At 56.2% G+C, this 23,224-nt stretch carries 18 protein-coding genes, 3 rRNA genes and 1 riboswitch; of the genes, 2 read left to right on the top strand and 19 right to left on the bottom strand.

Features of this window, described 5'->3' with window-relative positions:
- Window positions 1-141 precede the first annotated feature (141 nt).
- The 3 genes from EAV92_RS19700 to EAV92_RS19690 form a co-directional block, all read right to left on the bottom strand.
- A complete protein-coding gene (locus tag EAV92_RS19700) occupies window positions 142-1,155 on the bottom strand; it encodes a 3D domain-containing protein (RefSeq protein ID WP_241158326.1) in 1,014 nt (337 codons plus the stop codon).
- Between the two features lie 376 nt (window positions 1,156-1,531).
- A riboswitch (cyclic di-AMP (ydaO/yuaA leader) is annotated at window positions 1,532-1,724 on the bottom strand.
- Window positions 1,725-1,910: 186 nt separating this feature from the next.
- Window positions 1,911-2,681, bottom strand: coding sequence for a TatD family hydrolase (locus EAV92_RS19695; RefSeq protein ID WP_123042675.1), 771 nt, complete (start codon window positions 2,679-2,681; stop codon window positions 1,911-1,913).
- Window positions 2,682-2,703: 22 nt separating this feature from the next.
- Window positions 2,704-3,996: an HD domain-containing protein gene (locus tag EAV92_RS19690; protein WP_123042674.1), complete on the bottom strand. Its 1,293-nt coding sequence runs from the start codon at window positions 3,994-3,996 to the stop codon at window positions 2,704-2,706.
- 298 nt (window positions 3,997-4,294) lie between these two features.
- Here EAV92_RS19690 and EAV92_RS19685 point away from each other — a divergent pair, with 298 nt between their 5' ends.
- On the top strand, window positions 4,295-4,549 hold the full coding sequence (locus EAV92_RS19685; RefSeq protein WP_027086730.1) for an AbrB/MazE/SpoVT family DNA-binding domain-containing protein: 255 nt from the start codon (window positions 4,295-4,297) through the stop codon (window positions 4,547-4,549).
- A 99-nt stretch (window positions 4,550-4,648) separates the two neighbouring features.
- Here EAV92_RS19685 and rsmI read toward each other — a convergent pair whose 3' ends face one another.
- The 11 genes from rsmI to EAV92_RS19630 form a co-directional block, all read right to left on the bottom strand.
- Complete coding sequence (gene rsmI / locus EAV92_RS19680; RefSeq protein WP_123042673.1) at window positions 4,649-5,581, bottom strand: 16S rRNA (cytidine(1402)-2'-O)-methyltransferase; 933 nt, start codon at window positions 5,579-5,581, stop codon at window positions 4,649-4,651.
- A gap of 4 nt (window positions 5,582-5,585) precedes the next feature.
- Complete coding sequence (locus tag EAV92_RS19675) at window positions 5,586-6,377, bottom strand: tRNA1(Val) (adenine(37)-N6)-methyltransferase (RefSeq protein WP_123042672.1); 792 nt, start codon at window positions 6,375-6,377, stop codon at window positions 5,586-5,588.
- Between the two features lie 151 nt (window positions 6,378-6,528).
- Window positions 6,529-6,885, bottom strand: a complete 357-nt coding sequence (yabA, locus tag EAV92_RS19670; RefSeq protein ID WP_123042671.1) for a DNA replication initiation control protein YabA — start codon at window positions 6,883-6,885, stop codon at window positions 6,529-6,531.
- 41 nt (window positions 6,886-6,926) lie between these two features.
- The gene (locus EAV92_RS19665; RefSeq protein ID WP_123042670.1) at window positions 6,927-7,727 is read right to left on the bottom strand and encodes a PSP1 domain-containing protein; all 801 of its coding nucleotides are present in this window, start codon (window positions 7,725-7,727) and stop codon (window positions 6,927-6,929) included.
- A gap of 2 nt (window positions 7,728-7,729) precedes the next feature.
- Window positions 7,730-8,707 carry a DNA polymerase III subunit delta' gene (gene holB, locus EAV92_RS19660; RefSeq protein ID WP_123042669.1) on the bottom strand — a complete coding sequence of 326 codons (978 nt, stop codon included), beginning with the start codon at window positions 8,705-8,707 and terminating at the stop codon, window positions 7,730-7,732.
- A gap of 56 nt (window positions 8,708-8,763) precedes the next feature.
- On the bottom strand, window positions 8,764-9,207 hold the full coding sequence (locus EAV92_RS19655; RefSeq protein WP_206424241.1) for a YaaR family protein: 444 nt from the start codon (window positions 9,205-9,207) through the stop codon (window positions 8,764-8,766).
- Between the two features lie 24 nt (window positions 9,208-9,231).
- Complete coding sequence (locus tag EAV92_RS19650) at window positions 9,232-9,561, bottom strand: cyclic-di-AMP receptor (RefSeq protein ID WP_123042668.1); 330 nt, start codon at window positions 9,559-9,561, stop codon at window positions 9,232-9,234.
- Window positions 9,562-9,643: 82 nt separating this feature from the next.
- Window positions 9,644-10,279, bottom strand: coding sequence for a dTMP kinase (gene tmk, locus EAV92_RS19645; protein WP_123042667.1), 636 nt, complete (start codon window positions 10,277-10,279; stop codon window positions 9,644-9,646).
- An 18-nt stretch (window positions 10,280-10,297) separates the two neighbouring features.
- Window positions 10,298-11,758 (bottom strand): glycan biosynthesis hexose transferase WsfD, encoded by a 1,461-nt coding sequence (wsfD, locus tag EAV92_RS19640; RefSeq protein ID WP_123042666.1) that lies wholly within the window; start codon window positions 11,756-11,758, stop codon window positions 10,298-10,300.
- Between the two features lie 35 nt (window positions 11,759-11,793).
- Window positions 11,794-13,248, bottom strand: coding sequence for an aminotransferase class I/II-fold pyridoxal phosphate-dependent enzyme (locus EAV92_RS19635; protein WP_123042665.1), 1,455 nt, complete (start codon window positions 13,246-13,248; stop codon window positions 11,794-11,796).
- A gap of 118 nt (window positions 13,249-13,366) precedes the next feature.
- Window positions 13,367-13,552, bottom strand: a complete 186-nt coding sequence (locus EAV92_RS19630) for a sigma factor G inhibitor Gin (protein ID WP_123042664.1) — start codon at window positions 13,550-13,552, stop codon at window positions 13,367-13,369.
- A 153-nt stretch (window positions 13,553-13,705) separates the two neighbouring features.
- Between EAV92_RS19630 and EAV92_RS19625 the strand changes: the two genes are divergently transcribed.
- On the top strand, window positions 13,706-14,233 hold the full coding sequence (locus EAV92_RS19625) for a transposase (RefSeq protein WP_123042662.1): 528 nt from the start codon (window positions 13,706-13,708) through the stop codon (window positions 14,231-14,233).
- Between the two features lie 57 nt (window positions 14,234-14,290).
- Here the strand turns inward: EAV92_RS19625 and rrf are convergent.
- From rrf to gyrA, 5 genes are all read right to left on the bottom strand, one after another.
- Window positions 14,291-14,407 (bottom strand): 5S ribosomal RNA (rrf, locus tag EAV92_RS19620).
- 86 nt (window positions 14,408-14,493) lie between these two features.
- Window positions 14,494-17,423 (bottom strand): 23S ribosomal RNA (locus EAV92_RS19615).
- A gap of 213 nt (window positions 17,424-17,636) precedes the next feature.
- Window positions 17,637-19,189: ribosomal RNA gene (locus EAV92_RS19610) — 16S ribosomal RNA — on the bottom strand.
- The 16S, 23S and 5S rRNA genes sit together here, the layout of an rRNA operon.
- Before the next feature lie 292 nt (window positions 19,190-19,481).
- On the bottom strand, window positions 19,482-20,561 hold the full coding sequence (locus EAV92_RS19605; protein ID WP_123042660.1) for an HD-GYP domain-containing protein: 1,080 nt from the start codon (window positions 20,559-20,561) through the stop codon (window positions 19,482-19,484).
- 49 nt (window positions 20,562-20,610) lie between these two features.
- A complete protein-coding gene (gene gyrA / locus EAV92_RS19600) occupies window positions 20,611-23,094 on the bottom strand; it encodes a DNA gyrase subunit A (protein WP_123042659.1) in 2,484 nt (827 codons plus the stop codon).
- Window positions 23,095-23,224: the final 130 nt, after the last annotated feature.

The following is a 23,224-nucleotide window of genomic DNA, read 5'->3' as shown; positions in this document are numbered from 1 at the left end:
AAACGAGTTTGTCCTTGACTTCAAGAAAACGGATAACGGGGCAGCCGCGCAAAAACGGGCGGCCCCCGACCAGGAAGGCACGCCCGTTTCGCTTAACGTATATCGCCGCTTAAAGATTTGAATATTCTGCAACTTTAAAGCCTAGTCCGACGTCGGTTTAACTGGACCGATCACATAGACGGTGTAGCCCTTTTTCAAACCGAACCGCTCCGCCCGGCTTTCGCTGTCGTAGTAGACATCGATCTTCTTGCCGTTGATCGCACTGCCGGTATCTTCGGCGCGGCGGAAGCCGATGCCTTCGATGTAAACCCACCAACCCATCGGAATCACGTCCGGATCCACCGCGATCGTGCGTCCTTCCTTGACGGTCGTGCCGGAAGCGGTAATGCCGTAGCCCGAATCGCCTTTGGATTTGCCCGTGGAGGCGAAACCCGCGGAATAGGCGGTAAGAGTGACGTTCGAAATCTTGTGCTTCACGGCGATCGTTTTGCCGTTCAGCTTGAGGACGCCGCCCTGCGTCTTCGCGACGAGGGTCGTCGGAGCCGCCGCTTTCTTCGTTCCGACGGCAACGATTTGCTGTACTGCGGGTTTGGCGACCGTCTTATCGACGATCTGCTCGGATACGAGCTTGCCGTCTTCGAAGACGCGCTCGAATTTTTTAACCAGAACGCCCTTTTGGCCGGTTTTGACGACTTTCTGCGTTCCGGCCGCCAGTTGGGTGTTGGATTGCTTCACGACCGCGAAGTCGATCGGGTGCTCCGTCTCGATCGTCTCGGTGCGAACCCGGACGATGCGGACTTTCATCCCTTCTTCGATCGACGCGTCCACGCCGGGAATGACCCGATCCTGATCGCCCAGCCGGATATTCAGCGCCGCGAGGGCGTCTCCGACGGTGCGTTCCGTCGAATATTTCACCTGCTGTTTGCCATCGGCTTGGATGGACAACTGCTTTGCCCGCTCGATGATCAGATGCCCGTTCTTCTCAAGGGGAGAAGCGAGAGACAACGAGATGCGGTCAAAAGGCCCGACGTTAATATTATGCTCCTCGAGAAACCCGGATACGTCGGTACTCCGGGATTGGTAGACGACCGACTTGCCGCCGTCTACGACGGTTACGCTCTTGGCGTAAGCGCCTCGCAGCAGCGATGTGAACATGACAATGACAGCAAAAGAGAGAATTGCGCAGATGAAAATCAAACGCAAATGCTCATGCTTCCATTTCGCTGCGAAAAGCTTGTTGGTCGGTCGTGGATCATGGGTTCCCTGAGCAGGAATAACGCCCATTTTCTCGCTCCTCCTTCATAGCCCCGCCGTCGACTGTTACGCATGACTTTGTTCGACGCGACTAAATTCGTTTTGTTATCGGTGCAGCGTTCGCGTGTGCGGCGAATCCAGCGGACGCGGCAACGCCTTGACCAAACATAGGTCCTTAGTAACCTCGTTACCCGTTTTTTAAACAAACAAAAAGCCACCGACAGAGGACCTGTTCGTGGCTTCCGCTTGGTTAAAGGGAATTTGGCAGCACGAGGTTGACCTCTCTCTATGGACGCTTGCGAGGTTAGCTGTCGGGTTCGGGCATAGAGAGCCGCCCTGTCCGCTTCGCGGCTCATCGGCCGCTGCGCGAACTTCACCCCAAGATTGCTCGGACCGCTCGCAGGCGTCTCACGACACCCCTCGCGTTGGGTCCCCCGCTCTCCCAGTGGGAGATTCAGCGTTTTGGAAAAGGAATCCAGGTAGCAAAGTTAAACTCTGTGTAAGATCATAACCGCTTCCCAGCAAACATGTAAAGAGAGGTCAATGGACGTATTTGCCCATTTTAGCTTATTTTATCCGTTACTTTGGGATTATATTGTGAAGATCCTAGTTTTTTCGGCACCCAGGTTAATTTTAACGCTCTTTTCCTCTTGTTTTTACCGTAATGACAATCGCGATTTCGCGTTTCGGCTCGTCAGATTCACCAGTTCTTCCACAGAAATTCCTTTGATTTCCGCCGCCGTTTCCGCGACCAGAGAGACGTAAGCCGGCTCGTTCCGTTTCCCGCGATGGGGGTGGGGAGCCAAATAGGGGCAGTCCGTTTCGATCAAAATCCGGTCCATCGGAACCTTCGCCAGCACCTCTTTCGGCACCCTCGCGTTTTTGAACGTCACGGGTCCGCCGAACGAAATGTCGAAGTTCATGTCCAGGCACATTTTGGCCGTCTCCCAGCTTCCCGAGAAACAGTGCATGATTCCTCCGACTTCCTCAGCTTTCTCCTCCCGCAAAATCCGCACGATATCCTCATGCGCATCCCGGTTATGGATCACGATCGGTTTGCGGACCTTCCGGGCGAGCCGGATTTGCTCCCGGAACACGACGTGCTGGGTTTCCTTCGGGGACGTGTCCCAGTAATAGTCGAGCCCGATTTCCCCGATCGCCACCACTTTGGGGTGGTCGCAGAGCTCCTCGATCCAGGCCAAATCGGTTTCCAGATTCATGTCGATCGCGTCGGTGGGGTGCCAGCCTACGGCCGCATAGATAAACGGGTAGCGCTCGGCCAGTTCTATCGTGGTCGGAATGGTCTCGCGGTTGAAGCCGATGTTGACGATCGTGTCGACTCCGGCCTCCCGCGCGCGGCGGATGACATCCTCGCGATCCTCGTCGAATTTGTTCGAATCCAAGTGCGCGTGCGTGTCGATCAACATGTCGCAAGTTGTCTCCCTTCTATTATAAATACAGTCGTTCCCGCGTGAGCGGGGAGAGACGGTCCGCATGTTTGCGGATCACTTCTTCCGGGTAGTAGACATGATATTTGCCCCGCTGCAAGCCGGCAATCGACCGGATGATTTCTGATTTCGCGGAAATTTCCGTCAGCCGCTCTTTGTCGTCGAGAACCAGGATCGGCGGCTTGTACGAGCCGCCCTGCTGCGTCTCCGGTTTATACACGTCGTACGGCAGATCGGTAGGCGTGTCGACTTCCAAATAATAATCCGGATCGAGGCCGATTCTCCGCCATTGTTCCCTTAATTCCGCCAGCCATGTTTCGTCACGGAACTCCAAGGGTATGTACTTGTAAAGTTCCCGGTTCAAAAAACGACGGCACAAGTCCGACAAGATCGGATCTTTTTCGTGCGTCCACTGCCCGAAGGCGGTTTGCACCATCGCCTCGTCCAATTCCAAATATCCAGGGACCGTCAGCGTGCCTTCGAACAGCCTGCGGAGCGGCGACAGCAGGAATTCGAACCGGTAGCCGGACTCATACAGCGCGCGGGCCCTTTTGAATATCGAACGCAGCACGATTTCGGAGCTTCTGGTGACGGGATGGAAGTAGACCTGCCAATACATCTGGTAACGGGACATTAAGTACGCTTCGACCGCGTGCATCCCGCTTTCTTTGACGACGATTTGTCCCTTGTAAGGCCTGAGTACGCGCAGGATCCGATCGAGGTCGAACGTTCCGTAGTGAACGCCGGTGAAATAGGAGTCCCTCAGCAGGTAATCCATGCGGTCGGCGTCCATTTGGCTGGAAACCAGGCTGACCACGATCGGTTTCTCGTAGTTTTTACATATGACGGAGGAAATCTGCCCCGGAAGGTTCTCGTCCGTTTCGCGCAGTACACGGTTGACCTCGGTATCGCCAAGAATGATATCGCAGGTCCATTTTTCGTGGTCGGTTCCGAATACTTGTTCCAGGGAATGGGAGAACGGGCCGTGCCCGACGTCATGCAGCAGCGCCGCGCAGAGGCTGACGAGCCGTTCTTCGCGGGGCCATTCGGCGAACCCGTTGCGTTCGAATTGCGAGATGATCTTTCGGGTAATCTCATAGACGCCGAGAGAATGGGAAAACCGGCTGTGTTCGGCGCCATGGAAAGTCAAATAAGAGGTGCCGAGCTGGCGGATGCGGCGGAGCCGCTGAAATTCCGGCGTGTTGATGAGTTTCCAAATCGTCGGTTCCTGTACGAAAATGGAATGATGGACCGGGTCCTTAAACACTTTCTCCTCTTCCAACTCCCGCAGCATATGCGTCACCTCATTCAGACAAATGTTCGACAATCTTTGTCGACTTTTGTCGTATTTCGTTCTTCCATCCATTACCCGCACCCATGTGTGGCAATTCCATGAACTCCCGCAACAGCAAGCGATTTGGCTGTTTTTACCGAATTCGCCGCGGCGAATTCCGGTTGACTTATTTGGGAATCGTTGGTACGATATAAATCGTAAAAAAGAGAACTTTGTCGAATCGTGGCGATAATACATAACGTCAACGGCAAGTCTCGCGTTCGGTATTATTTTAACCTGAACTGAGGGGGATTTCCAAATGATGAAATCTACGGGGATCGTGCGGAAGGTCGACGAGCTGGGACGGGTAGTCATCCCGATCGAGCTGCGCCGTACGCTTGGAATCGGAGAGAAGGATGCGCTCGAAATTTACGTGGACGGCGAACGCATCATGCTGAAGAAATACGAGCCGGCTTGCATTTTCTGCGGCAACGCGGAGAACGTCACGTACTTCAAAGGCAAAATTGTTTGCAGAGAATGTTTGAAGGATTTGCCTTCCCCTGTGACAAATTAAAGAATATGCGTTATAATAGATAACAAGCCTGCTAAATTGTTAATTCTAACCTTTTTATATCTCCTTAATCCTCCCGAAGTTTGTCGGGAGGATCTTTTTTTATTCTTCCTCTCCGAGCAGCGCCTGGTAGACATCCCTTCGGGAAAGGCCGAGGTCCTTAGCGGCCAGCTTCATCGCTTCCTTGCGGTTGCCGGTCTGTTCGGCGTACCGATCCACGTGCTGCGCCAGCGTCAGCTGCGCCCACCAGGGCTCTTGTACACCCGGGCCCGCTTGGTTTCCGGCGCGCGTCGAAGCGTCGGCGGCGGTCGCTCCTTCGATCACGAGCACGCACTCGCCGATCGGCGGGTTTTCCTCTGCGTGGAAAAAGCAAGCTTGAACGGTACCGCGGATCGCTTCCTCGTGCCGCTTCGTCAGCTCGCGGACGATCGCCATGCGGCGATGCCCCCACCGCTCGGCGAGCAGCGCCAACGTCTTGCGCACGCGATGCGGGGACTCGTACAGGATGATCGTCCCCGGCTCGCCGCTCAAGGAATCCATCAATTTTTCGATGCCTTTGCGGTCCCTCGCCGGGAAACCCGCGAACAGGAAACGGTCGGTCGGCAGGCCGGAAATGATCAAGGCGGAGAGAGCCGCGTTCGCTCCCGGCACCGGAACGACGGGTATGCCCCGGGCTGCGGCTTCCGCCGCCAGCTCCGCTCCCGGGTCGGAGATCGCGGGAATGCCGGCGTCACTGACCAGGGCGATGCTAGCGCCTTCCTCCAGCATTTTGAGCAGCTCCGGGCCGCTGGCTTCGCGATTGTGCTCGTGATAGCTGACGAGGCGGTTCTGGATTTCGAAGTGGGTGAGCAATTTTCGCGTCTGGCGCGTATCTTCCGCTGCGATCAGGTTCACCTCGCGCAGCGTGCGGATCGCGCGGAACGTCATATCCTCCAGGTTGCCGATCGGCGTGGCGACCAAATACAACGTCCCCGGCTTCTCCCTCGCCGCGAAGCTTCGTTGGACCTGTGCCTGCTCTACGGACGGCTCGTCCATCACGTCAACCTTCCCCTTCCGTCTGACGCTCGTCCGTCAGTTCTGTTTTTCTTCCATAGAATACATCCAGAAGCTCGCCCGTATAACCCCCGCCGTCCTCGTAAACCACGAGCGGCGGCAGCAGGCGTACCTCCGGGCGGCCGTCTTTCGAGGCCTCCACCAAGACCATATTGGCTTCGCTCCCCTTCCGGGGATGGACGAATCGGATTCGCTTGGGCTCAAGCCGGTGCTTGCGCATCGACTCGAGAATATCGACCAGGCGCGCCGGGCGATGAACCACCGACACGCGGCCCCCTTTGCGCACGGCACGCGAGCAAGCCGCGACCACCTCGTCCAATGTGCAGCCGATTTCATGCCTCGCCATCGCCAGATGGGGGTTTTCTTTGTGCTCTCCCGTTCCTTTCGGCATGTACGGCGGATTCACCGTTACCGCATCGTACGCTCCGCCGACCGCGCCTTCTTGCGACCAAGTCCGTAAGTCTGCCTCCAAGATACGAATCTTGCCTTCCAGCCGGTTCAACGCCACGCTCCTCTTGGCCATGTCCGCCAATCGCGGCTGGATTTCGACACCGTCGATAGACGCTTCCGTGCGGGTCGATAGCAGCAAGGGAATGACGCCGTTGCCCGTACACAAATCCAGCACCTTGCCCTTGGGCGGCAACCCGGCAAACCTGGCGAGCAGCACCGCGTCCATGGAGAAGCTAAACACTTCCGGACTTTGTATGATTTTCAGCTCCTGCGTCAGAAGGTGGTCCAGCCGTTCGCCAGGCTGCAGATGCACATCGGGTTCGTTCATGCTTGGGGGAAACTCCTTTATTATATAGAAGAAATTTTTTCTGGGGGGTACGCCCCTTAGCTTACTCGACTTCCCTTCATCATGCAACGACGGCCCGATCTGCACAAAAAACCACCATTCCGAATGGAATGATGGTTCTGCGCGTTCACGATTATTTGCTCAAAAAAGAGAGACAGAACAGGCAATCTCCCTCCATGCGGAGGTGGCCGTAATAGACGTTGCAAATATGGAAGCCTTCATGGTATAAACGGGCCAAATTGTCGTAGCCTTCTCCGACCGTCGCTGCCGGCTTTTCCTTGCGTTCGGCAGCCGGTTCTTCCGCCGAATCGTTGTCCGCAGCGGAATCCGTCTCCCGCTTCAGCACCTTGCGCAGCTGTTGATTCTCGATACGGAGACGTTGGTTCTCTTCCAGCAGTTCTTTAATCTTGAGCTTGAGCGCTCCGAAATCGGCATGGATGCTGCCCATGTTGGACTCAAGCTCATCCATGCGAAGAAAAATATCCTTCATTTACGGCATTCCACCTCAAGCATCAGGTTGTGGGTTCCCGGTCATTTGAGGACGACGTCGTCAAACGGCAATTCTTTCACTTTGCCGAGCTCGAACAATTGGACGTGAACCGTCCGGCTGCCCAGGTTGAGGCCTACGACCTTGCCGTCGCCCATGGAAGTAACCACGTGGCGGCCGACCGAAGGCAATTCTTCTTTGGCGCTCTCGTAATTGTCGTGCTCGAATTTCAAACAACACATAAGGCGGCCGCAAAGACCTGAGATCTTCGTGGGATTCAGCGACAGGTTCTGGTCTTTAGCCATCTTGATGGAGACCGGTTCGAAATCGCCGAGCCACGAGGAACAACAGAGCACGCGCCCGCACGGACCGATGCCGCCGAGCATTTTGGCTTCGTCGCGAACGCCGATTTGCCGCAATTCAATGCGGGTCCGGAATACGCCGGCCAAGTCTTTGACCAGCTCCCGGAAATCGACGCGCCCTTCGGCCGTAAAATAAAAGATGATTTTATTCCGGTCAAACGTGTATTCCACGTCCACGAGCTTCATCTTAAGCCCATGGTCCCTTATCTTCTGCAAACCGACCGTAAAAGCGTTCTTGGCCGCGCCGCGGTTCTCTTCAACCGCTTTGGCGTCGACCTCTCCGGCCACGCGGATGACTTTCTTCAAAGGAAGCACGACATCGGATTCGCCGACCCTCTTCGGACCGACGACGACTTTGCCGTATTCCACGCCTCTCGCGGTTTCTACGATGACATGCTGATCTTGGGACACCGGATGCTCGGCGGGATCGAAATAATAGATTTTGCCCGCTTTTTTGAAGCGGACACCGACTACATCGTACAAATCTACCCCTCCCGCACGTTCACCAGAAATTGCTCCAAAGCCAACTGCGGCGGCACGTGAGCCTTGATGCGCCTCGCCGCGGTCAGCGCCGATTCCATGGCCTGCGCCCAAGCTTCAATACTCCGGCTCCAAGCGTGTTTCGAGATCCACTCCGCTTGGTCCGCGAATACCATCTGCTTCTGTCGGCCGGTCATGGCGTAAATCATATCTCTATACCATAAGGCAAATAATTGCAGCAACGTTTCGACATGTTCCGAGAGATCCGTCTTGAAAATTTGCTGTTGGGACAACAACAAACTGCCAGGGAACCGGGACAGATTCTCCCTGCCTAATTGTATCACTACGTTTCGGATTTCTGCAAACCAATTCTCATCCGCCAAAGCGCGTCCCGCAGCCAAGCCGGAAGCCAGATGCACCGCGGCTCTGGCTAGCAACGGAGGCTTGCCTTCGGCTATCAATTTCTCTTCCATCGCCTCACGGTCGCCCGGAACGAAAGGAACGAGCTGCGTTCTCGACAAAATGGTCGGAAGAACCGCCTTGGCGCCCGGCGCGATCAGAATGGCGACGACGGGTGAAGGCGGTTCCTCCAGAAATTTCAATAGGCTGTTGCCGGCTTGGACGGTCATCGTCTCTGCCGCGTGAATGATATAGACTTTATATCCCGCTCCGGCGCTTCGGTAAGAAAGCTCCCGTTGCAGCTCCCGGATTTGTTCGATCTTCACGCTCGCCCCGTCGGGTTCGATAACATGCAGATCGGGATGGTTGCCGTGGCTTACCTTGCGGCAGGACAAGCATTCCCCGCACGCGTCGTCGCCTCCCTGCTCGCAGAACAGCGCTTGGGCGAAAGCCATCGCCGTTTCGTGCCTGCCGGAACCGGAAGGACCGGCGAACAAATACGCATGCGCGACCCTTCCGGAGCGCAGGGCATGCTGCAAGAGCGATTTGGCCCTGTCTTGGCCGGGTATATCGCGTAAACCCATCATTGCACCTCTTCTGACTGCGAACCGCCGGTACGTACGCCGCAAACCGGCAGCGGTTAGAATACCAGGTTGATCAACATGCCGCGGATTTCCCCGACTTTATGGAGCAGGTCGAGACGGCCTTCTTCGGAATGGAGCAGCTCCTCGCCCATGCCAACGAGCAAGGCATCCACTTCCTCCAGCAGCTTATAGCGCTTGCCTCGGCCGCGGCGGTCCCAGCCCTTCGTTTCCTTCAAGCCGATGCCGCGGCGGACGGTGTCTTCCAGGAATCCCTTCACCATCTGGCGGTACAGCACGAGCTCCCGGACCGTCATCGAGCGGGTCAGCCGGTCTCCCTGCAAGCGGATATCCTCCAGCTTGCGCTGCAGCTCCTCATGGGATCGGTTTTCCTCCTGCTGCTGCATCATATCCGAGAAGTTCTGCGACGGCGCCGGCCGGTTGGCCGTTTCCCCTCTTTGCACCGTTTTGTTCATGGGATAAAAGCCCGGCTGGATTTTCACCGCCGCTCACCGCCCGGTTTCGGATTAGAAATGTTCAAAACGTTCTACCGGCATCACGAACACGGCGGCACCGCCGACCTGCACTTCCACCGGGAACGGAATATACGAATCGGCCGCTCCGCTGACGGGCGAAACCGGTGTCACGAGCTGATCCCTCACCTTACAGTTGGCGCGGATAACGTCGAGCGCTTGCTGCACCCGATCGTCCTCGATCCCGATCAGGAACGTCGTATTGCCCGCACGCAGAAATCCGCCGGTACTGGCGAGCTTGGTCGCGCGGAATCCTTCCTTAATCAGAGCGTTGGACAGACGGTTGCTGTCCTTATCCTGTATGACGGCAATCAGCAATTTCATCGGTCAGGCCCTCCTTCAGACAAAGTATGGGTCGATCTTGCTTCCTATTCTTATTGGACATGCCGGGCTCAAAATCCTCTTTTCAGAGGCGTGCCAGCGCATCCGACAAATACTGCCAAGCCTTGTCGGCCAAGTCTTGCTGGGATACCGAGGCATCCAGCGTCACGAATCGTTCCGGGAACATGCCGGCGACCTTACGGTAGCCTTCCCTGACCATTCGGTGGAAGTCCATGCCTTCCAGGTCCAGCCGGTCGACCTTCGTCCGGCCGCCCGCTTCCAGACGGGAGAGGCCGATTTCCGGTTCGATATCCAAATACAGCGTCAAATCCGGCATCCGGCTTTCGATGGCGAAGCGATTGATCTCCCAAATCGATTCGATACCGAGTCCGCGTGCATAACCTTGATAGGCAAGGCTGCTGTCCACGAACCGATCGCAAATGACGACGGCTCCCCGCTCCAGCGCCGGCAGCACCTTTTCGGCCAAATGCTGTCTTCTCGCCGCCGCATAGAGCAGCGCTTCGGTCAGCGGATCCATGGCGGTATTATCGACGTGCAAAATGATTTCGCGGATGGCTTCGGCAATCGGGATTCCGCCGGGCTCTCGGGTCGCCAGCACTTCGCGCCCCGTCGCGGTCAATCTGTCCGTCAGCTCGCGAACGAGCGTCGATTTGCCCGATCCTTCTCCGCCTTCCAGCGTGATAAACGTTCCGCGTGCCACCCCTGCTGCTCCCTTCGGCTATGAAACCCTGCTTCGCGCGATCATGCGCACCGCGCCGTACAAGACGGCGCCTGCCGCGCTTACTACCATCATATCAAAGCACGCGCTAAACATAAACAGATGCTTCCCGAGATCGGCCTCCCCGTCGCCCAAAATCGGCACGACGGCGGAGAATACGCCCGCCAGCCCTACGGCCGCCATCGTCTCCAGTCCCAATCGCACGCGGTTCGACCTGGACCGAAGCCACCATACGATCAATGCGGCGAAATAAATGAGGTAGAACCCTGCGAACCAGCCCAGCGTGTTCGGCATTCGGTGCGCTTTCCAATCGCTCCAACCGCTGAAGGTATGGGATACGGCGCCTCGTTGCTTGCCGGCTGATTGATCGTAATTACCCAGGTAATAAGGACGGATAAACATCGCGTTCGCCGAAGCCCTCTCCAGCTTCTCGACGAAACGCCCCGGATGGCGGAGATAATATAAGGCGATGTCCTTGTGGCTCAGCTTCAACAGAACCTCCCGTTCGAGCTCGGGGTCGTTTTGCGGAATGGCGGTTCCTTTTTGATAAAAGTTGGTTCCCGCGAGGACGGCGTACTTCTCCGGTATGCCGAGCTCCTTCATATCCCTCGACACGTCGGGTGAACCCTTCAACACGCCGAAAAAAATAGACTGGTACAAATTAATGTGCTTGAGGCCGCTCGGAGCGGCTACGATCATGAGCACGGAGCTGACGAGCAGCACGGAGATGCCGGTCAGCACCTGGCGATGCCAGCGGCGATCCTCCCGCAGGGAGAACATGCGCCACGCCAACAGCGCGAACGCGAATCCGAGCGGGGCGTTCTGGATCTTCGAGGTCGCCACTGCTAGCGACGCGATCACGAAAAGGGCGAGCAGCCGTCCGGTGGGTTGATCCTTGGATGCGAGCGCGAAAGCCGAAGCGATGGCCAGCAGCATGCCAAGCAAGGCGTACGGCTCGCCGAAGAACGATTGGAAGTAGGCCAAATAACCGACGTCGCCGAAAACGAACAATAGGATGAGTGCAGTTACGGCGGCAGCCAGACCGGTCGCGAATTTGCGTCCCGGATTGGATGGGATATAGCGGATGATTAAGTAGACGGCGGAGGCGAGCAGCAGCGTATAAACAGCCCCAAACCAGCGGATATCGAAAACTTGGTCGTTGAAGATCCGCGCGATCCAACCGATGACGGCGAGCAGCAGGATTTGAGTGGTCACGTAAGCCGAACCCCAGTTGCTCTTATATCCGAAGTATTGATGCGCGAATGCGAAATAGCGATCCGCATAGGTTTCCTGAGGATCGAGATAGCGGAAACCGGTGATTCTCATCAGCCGGCTGAAATCCCCGTTATCCGCCACCCCGATGAAAGGCGGCGTCATCAGCAGCCATATGGCCAATCCGATGGCTGCCAAGGCGGCGATCCAAGCGATATAAACCCGGATCTCGTATTTTCGGAAAAACATGATACGGTAACTCCCCCTCCATAACGTCTATCTCTCTATTTTTCAACCTCGACTCTGATTTCGTTCAGCATTGGATCTTCGGCGCCCTGGATCTGTGCGCCTTGCGATCTCCACTTGAAGAGTCGGGCGACCGCGTGCTCGGTAATTCTCTCACCCGGATACAGCTCCGGTATGCCGGGCGGGTAAGGTACGATCCATTCCCCTGCGATTCGCCCGACGCTTGTTTCCAGGCCGATTCGTTCGGTGGCGGATAGGCTTCGGCGAAAGGCAACGGGTTGAGGTATTTCTTCCGTCTCCGGTTCCAAAGCGTCAGGAATCGCGTTCGGACCGACGGACTGTGGGATAACAAGCTCGGAGATTTCGGAGAGAGCACGGTTCAAGGCTTCCGCGTCCTCCGGGCGAGTGCCTGTGCCCAGCGCCAACACGACATGGCGGGAATCGGCCATTTCGGCTATGCATCCCCGTTCAGCGAGTTCATCTCTCAGGCGGAATCCGTCCATGGTGCCGCGGGTGTCGTAAAGGACCAGTTTTAAGGGGTCCTGTCTGGCGTTCCCCGGCTGCTGGCCAATTGCCCGAAATGGCGTTGCCGGCAAAAATTCAAGCACTCGGTCTGCCGCTTCCAACGCCGGTTGGAACGCCGACTCCCCATCCACGTGCAGCTGCCTGCGGGCCAAGTCCAGCGAAGCCAACAAGGGGAACGACGGACTGGAGCTTTGCACCATACGCAGCGCTTGCCGAATCGCTTCCCTGTCGACCAAGCTTCCTTGCATATGTAACATGGCGCCCATGGTCATCGCGCTCAGTATTTTATGGGCGGATTGGACGACGACATCCGCCCCGGCGAACAGCGCGGACTCTGGGAACCTCGGATGAAACCCGAAATGTGGACCGTGCGCTTCATCCGCCAAAACCGGCATACCCGCGGAGTGGCAGATTGAAACGACCTTCTCCAAATCGCCGCACATCCCATAATAATTAGGAGAACATAAGACGACTCCCTTGGCCTCGGGATATCGTGCCACGGCTTCCGCAATTCGTTCAGGGGATGGCATGATGGCCAAGCCCGTAAGCTCATCGATTTCCGGCTGCAGCAAAACCGCGCGCACACCCGCAAGCATAAGCCCGTGCAGGACGGAACGATGGACGTTCCGTTGCACGATCAAGAGTTCCCCAGGTGACGCTGTACCGAGGATCATCGCTAAATTACCCGCCGTACTTCCGCCGACCACGAATCGCGTCTCTTCCGCCCCGAAGCAATCAGCGGCGAGAATTTGAGCCTCTTCGATCGGGCCCTGCGGATGGTGCAGGTCGTCCGTGTCCGCCAGTTCCGTCAAATCCAATGCGAGTAACTCCCGGAATCTATCGTCCGCCTCCGTATCGCTCCATGTCGCTCTTCCCTTATGACCGGGCACATGGAAGGAATGGACGCTCAGTCGCGCTTGTTGCGCCAGCATCTCATAGATAGGCGCTTTCGCTTTATCGGTCCGCATGCTGCGGCTCCTCTCCCTTATCCTTCCTCCATTTTAGCAATTACCGGTAGCTTCTCCAAACCGCGCCGTAAACAAAAACGCCAGAACCTTTGGTTCTGACGTTCTGGCCATCCCTTGTTTAAGCGTGGAATTTGACCCACAACTGACGAAGCTGACGGACGAAAAACGGGTATTTCTCGTCTCCGGCATCCGTGCGGACCATTTCGGATTCGCATGACAAACAGATGAATTCCGTTACGACGGTGATTCCTACTTCTTTCGACTGTCCGCACACGATGCATGTTTTCGTTTCTCGGGTTTCCATGCCAATCGCCTGCTTTCTTCTGCTTTGTCGTCAGTATGCCCGGAATTCTATGAAAATATACTTCGTTTCATAGGCCGAATCATAATAATCGCAACTCGATTAGCCGATAGTATTCTTCAGAAGCCCGCATCTAGCGCTTTGGGAGTGCATGAAATGAAACCAACCGCTGTCACCGGCGACCCGACCTACTATCATTATAAGCTTGTTCGCAAGATCACGCTCCGGCCGGAGAGCAAATACAGTTATATGACCACCGGTCTCGTAGGCTCCGCCGCCTTGATCGTCATTTACGGCCTGAAAGGCTTGCTTGCCGTTCCGTTGTCTCTGGGCATTATGCTGCTTGTCCATGCCGTCGTGCTTAGGCTGACCGTTCGGAGAGTCGAAGAACCTTGGGAGAAACGGTTCGCATTCCGCCGCGATTGGCCGTGGATCGGACCGCTGCCCGTCATGGACACGAATCTCGGTTTGTTCAAAAGGCTGCATTTTCACTTGTTTCTCGTAGGCTGCTGCATTTCCTTAATGGCTTACCCCTGGTCCGGTTCTTCCTGGATCGTCGCCTTGTTCTTCTGGCACCTGTGGCTGCTGTCCCCGAGACTCCGTCTCTTATGGCGCATGCGTAAGGAGAAAGCCGACGGCGTCATCCGGCTGGATTCCCGGGAAGTGTCTTACTATCACCGCTGAAATACGGTGAAAATACAAAAAAAGAGCCGCGTGAGCGGCTCTTTTCTTCTTTATCCGGCCTGGCGACGTCCTACTCTCCCAGGACCCTTCGGTCCAAGTACCATTGGCGCTGGAGGGCTTAACGGTCGTGTTCGGGATGGGTACGCGTGGAACCCCTCCGCCATTGCCACCAGATCGGATTTGTTCAAGGTTTACACCCTGAAAACCAGATAGCGAAACGAGAAAGCAGTGCTGAAGAAACAATCACCTGTGTTACTGCGTAGGATAAGCCCTCGACCGATTAGTACCCGTCAGCTGCACGCGTTGCCGCGCTTCCACCCCGGGCCTATCAACCTGGTGTTCTTCCAGGGGTCTTACGAATTGGGAAATCTCATCTTGAGGCGGGCTTCGCGCTTAGATGCTTTCAGCGCTTATCCCTCCCGCACTTGGCTACCCAGCGGTGCTCCTGGCGGAACAACTGGTACACCAGCGGTGCGTCCATCCCGGTCCTCTCGTACTAAGGACAGCCCCTCTCAAATTTCCTACGCCCGCGACAGATAGGGACCGAACTGTCTCACGACGTTCTGAACCCAGCTCGCGTACCGCTTTAATGGGCGAACAGCCCAACCCTTGGGACCTACTTCAGCCCCAGGATGCGATGAGCCGACATCGAGGTGCCAAACCTCCCCGTCGATGTGGACTCTTGGGGGAGATAAGCCTGTTATCCCCAGGGTAGCTTTTATCCGTTGAGCGATGGCCCTTCCATTCGGTACCACCGGATCACTAAGCCCGACTTTCGTCCCTGCTCGACTTGTTGGTCTCGCAGTCAAGCTCCCTTATGCCTTTGCACTCTTCGCGCGATTTCCAACCGCGCTGAGGGAACCTTGGGGCGCCTCCGTTACTTTTTAGGAGGCGACCGCCCCAGTCAAACTGCCCGCCTGACACGGTCCCTTCACCGGATTCACGGTGACAGGTTAGAACTCCGATACGATCAGGGTGGTATCCCAACGTCGCCTCCACCGAAGCTGGCGCTCCGGCTTCCTAGGCTCCCACCTATCCTGTACAGACCGTACCAAAGTCCAATATCAAGCTGCAGTAAAGCTCCATGGGGTCTTTCCGTCACGTCGCGGGTAACCTGCATCTTCACAGGTACTAAAATTTCACCGGATCTCTCGTTGAGACAGCGCCCAAGATCGTTACGCCATTCGTGCGGGTCAGAATTTACCTGACAAGGAATTTCGCTACCTTAGGACCGTTATAGTTACGGCCGCCGTTTACTGGGGCTTCGGTTCACAGCTTCGGGTTGCCCCTAACCGCTCCCCTTAACCTTCCAGCACCGGGCAGGCGTCAGCCCGTATACTTCGCCTTACGGCTTCGCACAGACCTGTGTTTTTGCTAAACAGTCGCTTGGGCCTCTTCACTGCGGCCCCCTCGCGCTATTCACGCTACCGGGGCACCCCTTCTCCCGAAGTTACGGGGTCATTTTGCCGAGTTCCTTAACGAGAGTTCTTCCGCGCGCCTTAGAATTTTCATCTCGCCTACCTGTGTCGGTTTACGGTACGGGCACCTTCGCCTGGCTAGAGGCTTTTCTCGGCAGCGTGAGCACAAGACCTTCGGTACTGCAATTTTCCCTCCCCATCACAGCTCAAGGTTATAGTGTGCGGATTTGCCTGCACACACCCCTCACTGCTTGGACGAGCTATTCCATCAGCTCGCGTCCTTGCCCTCCTGCGTCCCCCCATCGCTCGTAACGGCTTACGGTGGTACAGGAATTTCAACCTGTTGTCCTTCGACTACGCCTTTCGGCCTCGCCTTAGGTCCCGACTTACCCTGGGCGGACGAACCTTCCCCAGGAACCCTTAGGCTTTCGGCGGACAAGATTCTCACTTGTCTTTTCGTTACTCATACCGGCATTCTCACTTGTATGCAGTCCACCAGTCCTTCCGGTCTGACTTCTACCCGCATACAACGCTCCCCTACCCAAGACACATAGTGTCATGCCATAGCTTCGGTGGTGTGTTTAGCCCCGTTACATTTTCGGCGCAGAGTCACTCGACCAGTGAGCTATTACGCACTCTTTAAATGGTGGCTGCTTCTAAGCCAACATCCTGGTTGTCTTCGCAACTCCACATCCTTTCCCACTTAACACACACTTGGGGACCTTAGCTGATGATCTGGGCTCTTTCCCTCTTGACGACGGATCTTAGCACTCGCCGTCTGACTCCCGAGTACACATCCATGGCATTCGGAGTTTGACTGGACTTGGTAACCCTTGGCGGGCCCCGCACCCAATCAGTGCTCTACCTCCATGATGCTAAACCTCGAGGCTAGCCCTAAAGCTATTTCGGGGAGAACCAGCTATCTCCGAGTTCGATTGGAATTTCTCCCCTACCCCCACGTCATCCCAGAGCTTTTCAACGCTCACGAGTTCGGGCCTCCAGTGCGTATTACCGCACCTTCACCCTGCACAGGGGTAGATCACACGGTTTCGGGTCTACGACCACGTACTTAAGCGCCCTATTCAGACTCGGTTTCCCCTCGGCTCCGCCTCTACAGCTTAACCTTGCACGTGAACGTAACTCGCCGGTTCATTCTACAAAAGGCACGCCATCACCCATTAATCGGGCTCTGACTTCTTGTAAGCGCACGGTTTCAGGTTCTTTTTCACTCCGCTCCCGCGGTGCTTTTCACCTTTCCCTCACGGTACTGCTTCACTATCGGTCGCCAGGGAGTATTTAGCCTTGGCAGATGGTCCTGCCGGATTCCCACGGGGTTTCACGTGTCCCGCGGTACTCGGGATCCGTCTCGGAGAGAGCAGGCTTTTGGCTACAGGGCTTTTACCTTCTATAGCGGGACTTTCCAGTCCTCTTCGCCTAACCTGCTCTTTTATCACTCCATGTGAGACGTCCCACAACCCCAGGGAGCAAGCTCCCTGGTTTGGGCTAATCCGCTTTCGCTCGCCGCTACTGACGGAATCACTCTTGTTTTCTTCTCCTCCAGGTACTTAGATGTTTCAGTTCCCTGGGTGTGCCTCTTCATGAGCTATGGATTCACTCATGAGTAACTGCGCATTACCGCAGCTGGGTTTCCCCATTCGGAGATCCCCGGATCAACGCTTACTTACGGCTCCCCGAGGCATATCGCTGTTCGTCGCGTCCTTCGTCGGCTCCTGGCGCCTAGGCATCCACCGTGCGCCCTTATTAGCTTAACCTCGCTGTGGATCCTAAGATCCGCAGTTGCAGTCAAGACACAAGGTGCTTGATGTTTTCTTCAGCGCATTGCTTTCGTTTCGCTATCCAGTTTTCAAGGTGCAAGTTGAGATGAGTCATGCTTGCGCATTGCTCTCTCAAAACTGAACTCGAGCGTAATACGTGCCACTCCTGCGAGCAGGATGTGGACTTTATTGCCCCGAAGGGCTCCTTAGAAAGGAGGTGATCCAGCCGCACCTTCCGATACGGCTACCTTGTTACGACTTCACCCCAATCATCTACCCCACCTTCGACGGCTGGCTCCTTGCGGTTACCCCACCGGCTTCGGGTGTTGTAAACTCTCGTGGTGTGACGGGCGGTGTGTACAAGACCCGGGAACGTATTCACCGCGGCATGCTGATCCGCGATTACTAGCAATTCCGACTTCATGCAGGCGAGTTGCAGCCTGCAATCCGAACTGAGACCGGCTTTGCTGGGATTGGCTCCGCCTCGCGGCTTCGCGACCCGTTGTACCGGCCATTGTAGTACGTGTGTAGCCCAGGTCATAAGGGGCATGATGATTTGACGTCATCCCCGCCTTCCTCCGGTTTGTCACCGGCAGTCAGCCTAGAGTGCCCACCATAACGTGCTGGCAACTAAGCTCAAGGGTTGCGCTCGTTGCGGGACTTAACCCAACATCTCACGACACGAGCTGACGACAACCATGCACCACCTGTCTCCCCTGTCCCGAAGGCCGCCTCTATCTCTAGAGGATTCAGGGGGATGTCAAGACCTGGTAAGGTTCTTCGCGTTGCTTCGAATTAAACCACATACTCCACTGCTTGTGCGGGTCCCCGTCAATTCCTTTGAGTTTCAGTCTTGCGACCGTACTCCCCAGGCGGAGTGCTTAATGTGTTAACTTCGGCACCGAGGGGTGGACCCCCCCGACACCTAGCACTCATCGTTTACGGCGTGGACTACCAGGGTATCTAATCCTGTTTGCTCCCCACGCTTTCGCGCCTCAGCGTCAGTTACAGTCCAGAGAGCCGCCTTCGCCACTGGTGTTCCTCCACATCTCTACGCATTTCACCGCTACACGTGGAATTCCGCTCTCCTCTTCTGCACTCAAGTCTCCCAGTTTCCAGTGCATCACGGGGTTGAGCCCCGCACTTAGACACCAGACTTAAGAAACCGCCTGCGCGCGCTTTACGCCCAATAATTCCGGACAACGCTTGCCCCCTACGTATTACCGCGGCTGCTGGCACGTAGTTAGCCGGGGCTTTCTTCTCAGGTACCGTCACCCAGGGAGCAGTTACTCTCCCTGGCGTTCTTCCCTGGCAACAGAGCTTTACGACCCGAAGGCCTTCCTCACTCACGCGGCGTTGCTCCATCAGACTTGCGTCCATTGTGGAAGATTCCCTACTGCTGCCTCCCGTAGGAGTCTGGGCCGTGTCTCAGTCCCAGTGTGGCCGTTCACCCTCTCAGGTCGGCTACGCATCGTCGCCTTGGTGGGCCGTTACCTCACCAACTAGCTAATGCGCCGCAGGCCCATCCATAAGCCACAGCTTGCGCCGTGTTTCCCAGCAAGATCATGCGACCTCGCTGCGTATCCGGTCTTAGCATTCGTTTCCGAATGTTATCCCGGTCTTATGGGCAGGTTGCCTACGTGTTACTCACCCGTCCGCCGCTAACCTCTTCGGGAGCAAGCTCCCTCAGAGATCCGCTCGACTTGCATGTATTAGGCACGCCGCCAGCGTTCGTCCTGAGCCAGGATCAAACTCTCCATAAAGGTAAAACCTTATTGAAGAACCTTGAAGGCTCAAAAGTTAAAGCTGGTTTGTTGAGCCGAAGCTCAACCGTATTACGCTCGATGTTCAGTTTTCAAGGAGCAATTCAGCTCGGCATCCGGATCAACCGGCGCTTCGCTTTTCGTCCGCCGCGCTAACGGCGACTTAAATAATATATCACGCTGGGCAGAGCGATGCAACTGTTATTTTCTTCTTTCAATCCATGACCTATACATACATGAAAAATGACCGGATCCGGCGCTCACGCGCCTTCTCCGGTCCTACCGCAGCTTATCAGTTCGTCGCGAACACTTCGCGGATAAAGAGCTGCCGTTCCTGCATCAGATTGATGATGTTCCCGTGCACGGACACCATCGGGCGCGTCGGATTGTTGCGGTCCGAGAACACGATTTCCCCGATGCGTCCGTCGTTCAAGCGCACGAATACGCCATAATGGAATTGCGTCGTCCGATCGATGAACGTCTGCACGAACAGCGGATCCAATTTGCCGAACGACTCCGCCAGCAGTTCCTCCAACACCAAGTAAGGAGATTCCGCCTTCTTATAATTGCGGTTGGAGGTCATAGCGTGATACATGTCGGCGATGGCCACGATCTTGGCGTACGGGTGGATCTTGTCCCCGCGCACCTTCATCGGATACCCGCTTCCGTCGATCCGCTCGTGATGCTGCAAGGCCGCCAGCCAAACCCCTTGGTTCAGCGCGGTGCCGCCTTCGAGCAGGCGGAAACCGTAAACCGTGTGCTGGCGAATCTCTTGCAGTTCTTCGTTCGTCAAACGGCCGGATTTGTTCAGAATCGCCGAGTCCACCTTCACGTTGCCGATATCGTGGAGAAGGCCTGCCATGGCGATCTGCAGCCAGTCTTTCTCGGGAAACTTGTTCCATTTGGCCAGCAAATAAGAAGTCAACGCGCACAATACGCTGTTGCGAAGCAGCACGTCTTCTTTGCTGCTCCCGCCGGGAACGAGGAAAGAAATGACGTTATAGTCGTCGATATGCGCCAGAAGGGCTCCCAAACCGTTGCGGAGTTCCAAGACCGGCAGCTTCATCCCCGACGTAATCATGGAGAACGTACGTTTCAGCAGTTTCTCCATATTCACGAATTCCTGTTGCAGCGAGGAAAGCTTGACCTCGGTTGCCGCGCCTCCGTTATCTTCCGTTGCGGAATCCGGGTCGACCTCTTCCAAACCCGCCCGCCGGATATCCACGGTCGGGATGAGGAAAGCCTGCAAAATCTCCAGATCCCTATCCGTCAACGAGCGCCCTTCCTCCATCAACACGCTGCCGAGCGCCGTTTGGACGTCGCAGCCCAAACGGTCGCCGATTTGCGCTTGCATGACCGAGACCACCGGCATACGGGTAACCTCCCCCTACATCAGGTATGGAAAATCGAACGCCAACCTGTTACTCGACCGTCGAAGATTCTTCTCCGCCTTCCGCTTCTTCGCCTTCGCCGTTCTCGTCCTCGCTCTTCGGAGCGCGGGTGACGGTGGACACGGCGTCGTCTTCGCGGATATTGATCAGCTTCACGCCTTGCGTGATGCGTCCCATCGTATTGATGCCCGACATGCTGGTCCGGATCAAAGTGCCGGAAGTCGTCATGATCATCAGGTCTTCGTCGTCTTGTACGACTTTCAGGCTTACTACGGGACCGTTCTTATCGGTGACGTTCAACGTCTTGATGCCTTTGCCCCCGCGCGTCTGCGTACGGTATTCGGACATCAACGTGCGTTTGCCATAGCCTTTGGCGGTAACGATGAGCACTTCTTTCTCCGGATCGACGACGTCCATGTCGATGACTTTGTCGTCTTCGTCCAACTGAATGCCCTTCACGCCGGTCGCCGATCGGCCCATGGCGCGAACGTCTTGTTCCGGGAACCGGATAGACATGCCTTCGCTGGTCGCCATGATGATTTCGCGATTGCCGTCCGTCAGTTTCACGCCGATCAAATCGTCGTCCTCGCGGAGCGAAATGGCGATCAAGCCGACTTTGCGGATATTCGAGTAATCGTCAAGCGGCGTTTTCTTCACGACGCCGTTGCGGGTCGCAAAGAACAGGTATTGATTCGGTTCGAACGCCTCGACCGGAATGACCGCGTTGATCGTCTCGCCCTGTTCGATCTGAATCAGGTTGATGATCGGGGTTCCCCGTGCCGTGCGGCTCAAATCCGGAATTTCGTAAGCCTTCAGCCGGAACACCCGTCCTTTGTTCGTGAAGAACAACAAGAAATGGTGGGTGTTCGAGATGAACAGGTTTTCGACGTAATCGTCATCTTTCGTTCCCATTCCCGTGACGCCGCGTCCGCCGCGCCGCTGGCTGCGGTACGTGGACACCGGCAGGCGTTTGATGTAGCCGGAGTGGGACATCGTAATCACGACATCGTCGCGCGGGATCAAATCTTCGTCGAGGATTTCGTCGTCGCTGTGCGTGATTTCCGTGCGGCGCTCGTCCCCGAACTTGGTCTTGATCTCCTCGAGCTCTTCGTCGATGATGTTCAGCTTCAGCTGTTCGTCGGCGAGAATCGCTTTGTATTCGGCGATTTTCTGCATGAGCTCCTGGTACTCCTGCTCGATCTTCTCCCGCTCCAAGCCGGTCAAGCGCTGCAGGCGCATGTCCAGAATCGCCTGGGCTTGGTCGTGGGAAAGGCCGAACCGCGTCATCAAACCTTCGCGGGCCTCATCCGCCGTCCGGGAAGACCGGATCAGCGCGATTACTTCATCCAGATGGTCGAGCGCGATACGCAGACCTTCCAGGATGTGCGCGCGGGCTTCGGCTTTCTTCAGGTCGTATTCCGTACGCCGGGTGATAACTTCGATTTGGTGCAGGATATAATAATGCAGCATGTCGCGCAGGTTGAGCATTTTCGGCTCTTTGTTGACGATCGCGAGCATGTTGATGCCGAAAGTCGACTGCATCGGCGTCTGCTTGTAGAGGTTGTTCAGAACGACGTTCGGCGTCACGTCGCGGCGAAGTTCGATGACGATCCGCATACCGTTGCGGTTCGATTCGTCGCGCAAATCGGTGATGCCGTCGATCTTCTTCTCGCGCACGAGCTCGGCGATTTTCTCGACCAAGCGGGCTTTGATGACCTGGTACGGCAATTCGTGCACGATGATGCGCGCTTTGCCGTTCACTTCTTCGATCTCCGCACGTGCCCGCATCGTGACCGAACCGCGGCCGGTCCGGTAAGCTTGGCGGATTCCTTCGCGGCCCAGGATGAACCCGGCTGTCGGGAAGTCCGGACCGTGAATGTATTCCATCAAATCGAGAGCTGTGAGCTCGGGATTGCGGATCAACGCCTGCGTGCCGTTAATGACTTCGACGAGGTTGTGCGGCGGTATGTTGGTTGCCATGCCGACGGCGATGCCGGTATTGCCGTTGACGAGCAGATTCGGAAATCTCGCCGGCAATACGGACGGCTCATGCTCCTCCCCGTCGTAGTTCGGAATGAAATCAACGGTCTCTTTATTCAAATCGCGAAGCATTTCAAGGGTGATCTTGGACATCCTCGCCTCGGTATAACGCATCGCCGCGGCCGAATCGCCGTCGATGGAACCGAAGTTCCCGTGTCCATCCACGAGCATGTACCGCATCGAAAAATCTTGGGCCATCCGTACCATGGCTTCGTAAATCGACGAGTCGCCGTGCGGGTGGTATTTACCGATGACTTCGCCGACGATCCGCGCCGATTTCTTGAAAGGCTTGTCCGGGGTCATCCCCAGTTCGGACATGCCAAAAAGAATACGCCGATGAACCGGCTTCAAGCCGTCCCGGACGTCCGGCAGCGCTCGGCTGACGATAATGCTCATTGCGTAATCCATGAACGATTCCCGCATCTCCGTACCGATATCCCGGTCGACGACTTGGGAGCGTTGCTCTTCCGCCATGTAGATCCTCCTAACCAGTCTAAACCCATTTCAACGCACAAAATCAACGGAAAAACCATACCCGGCGCGGACCATCCACACCACGTTCCGGTTGCACTCATAAATTAAAACGAATGATTCCATTATACCA

This window comes from Cohnella candidum, from assembly GCF_003713065.1.
In the GTDB taxonomy this organism is placed as follows: domain Bacteria; phylum Bacillota; class Bacilli; order Paenibacillales; family Paenibacillaceae; genus Cohnella; species Cohnella candidum.
Note: the sequence above shows the minus strand (reverse complement) of the source record. Positions and strands in the feature narration are given on the sequence as shown.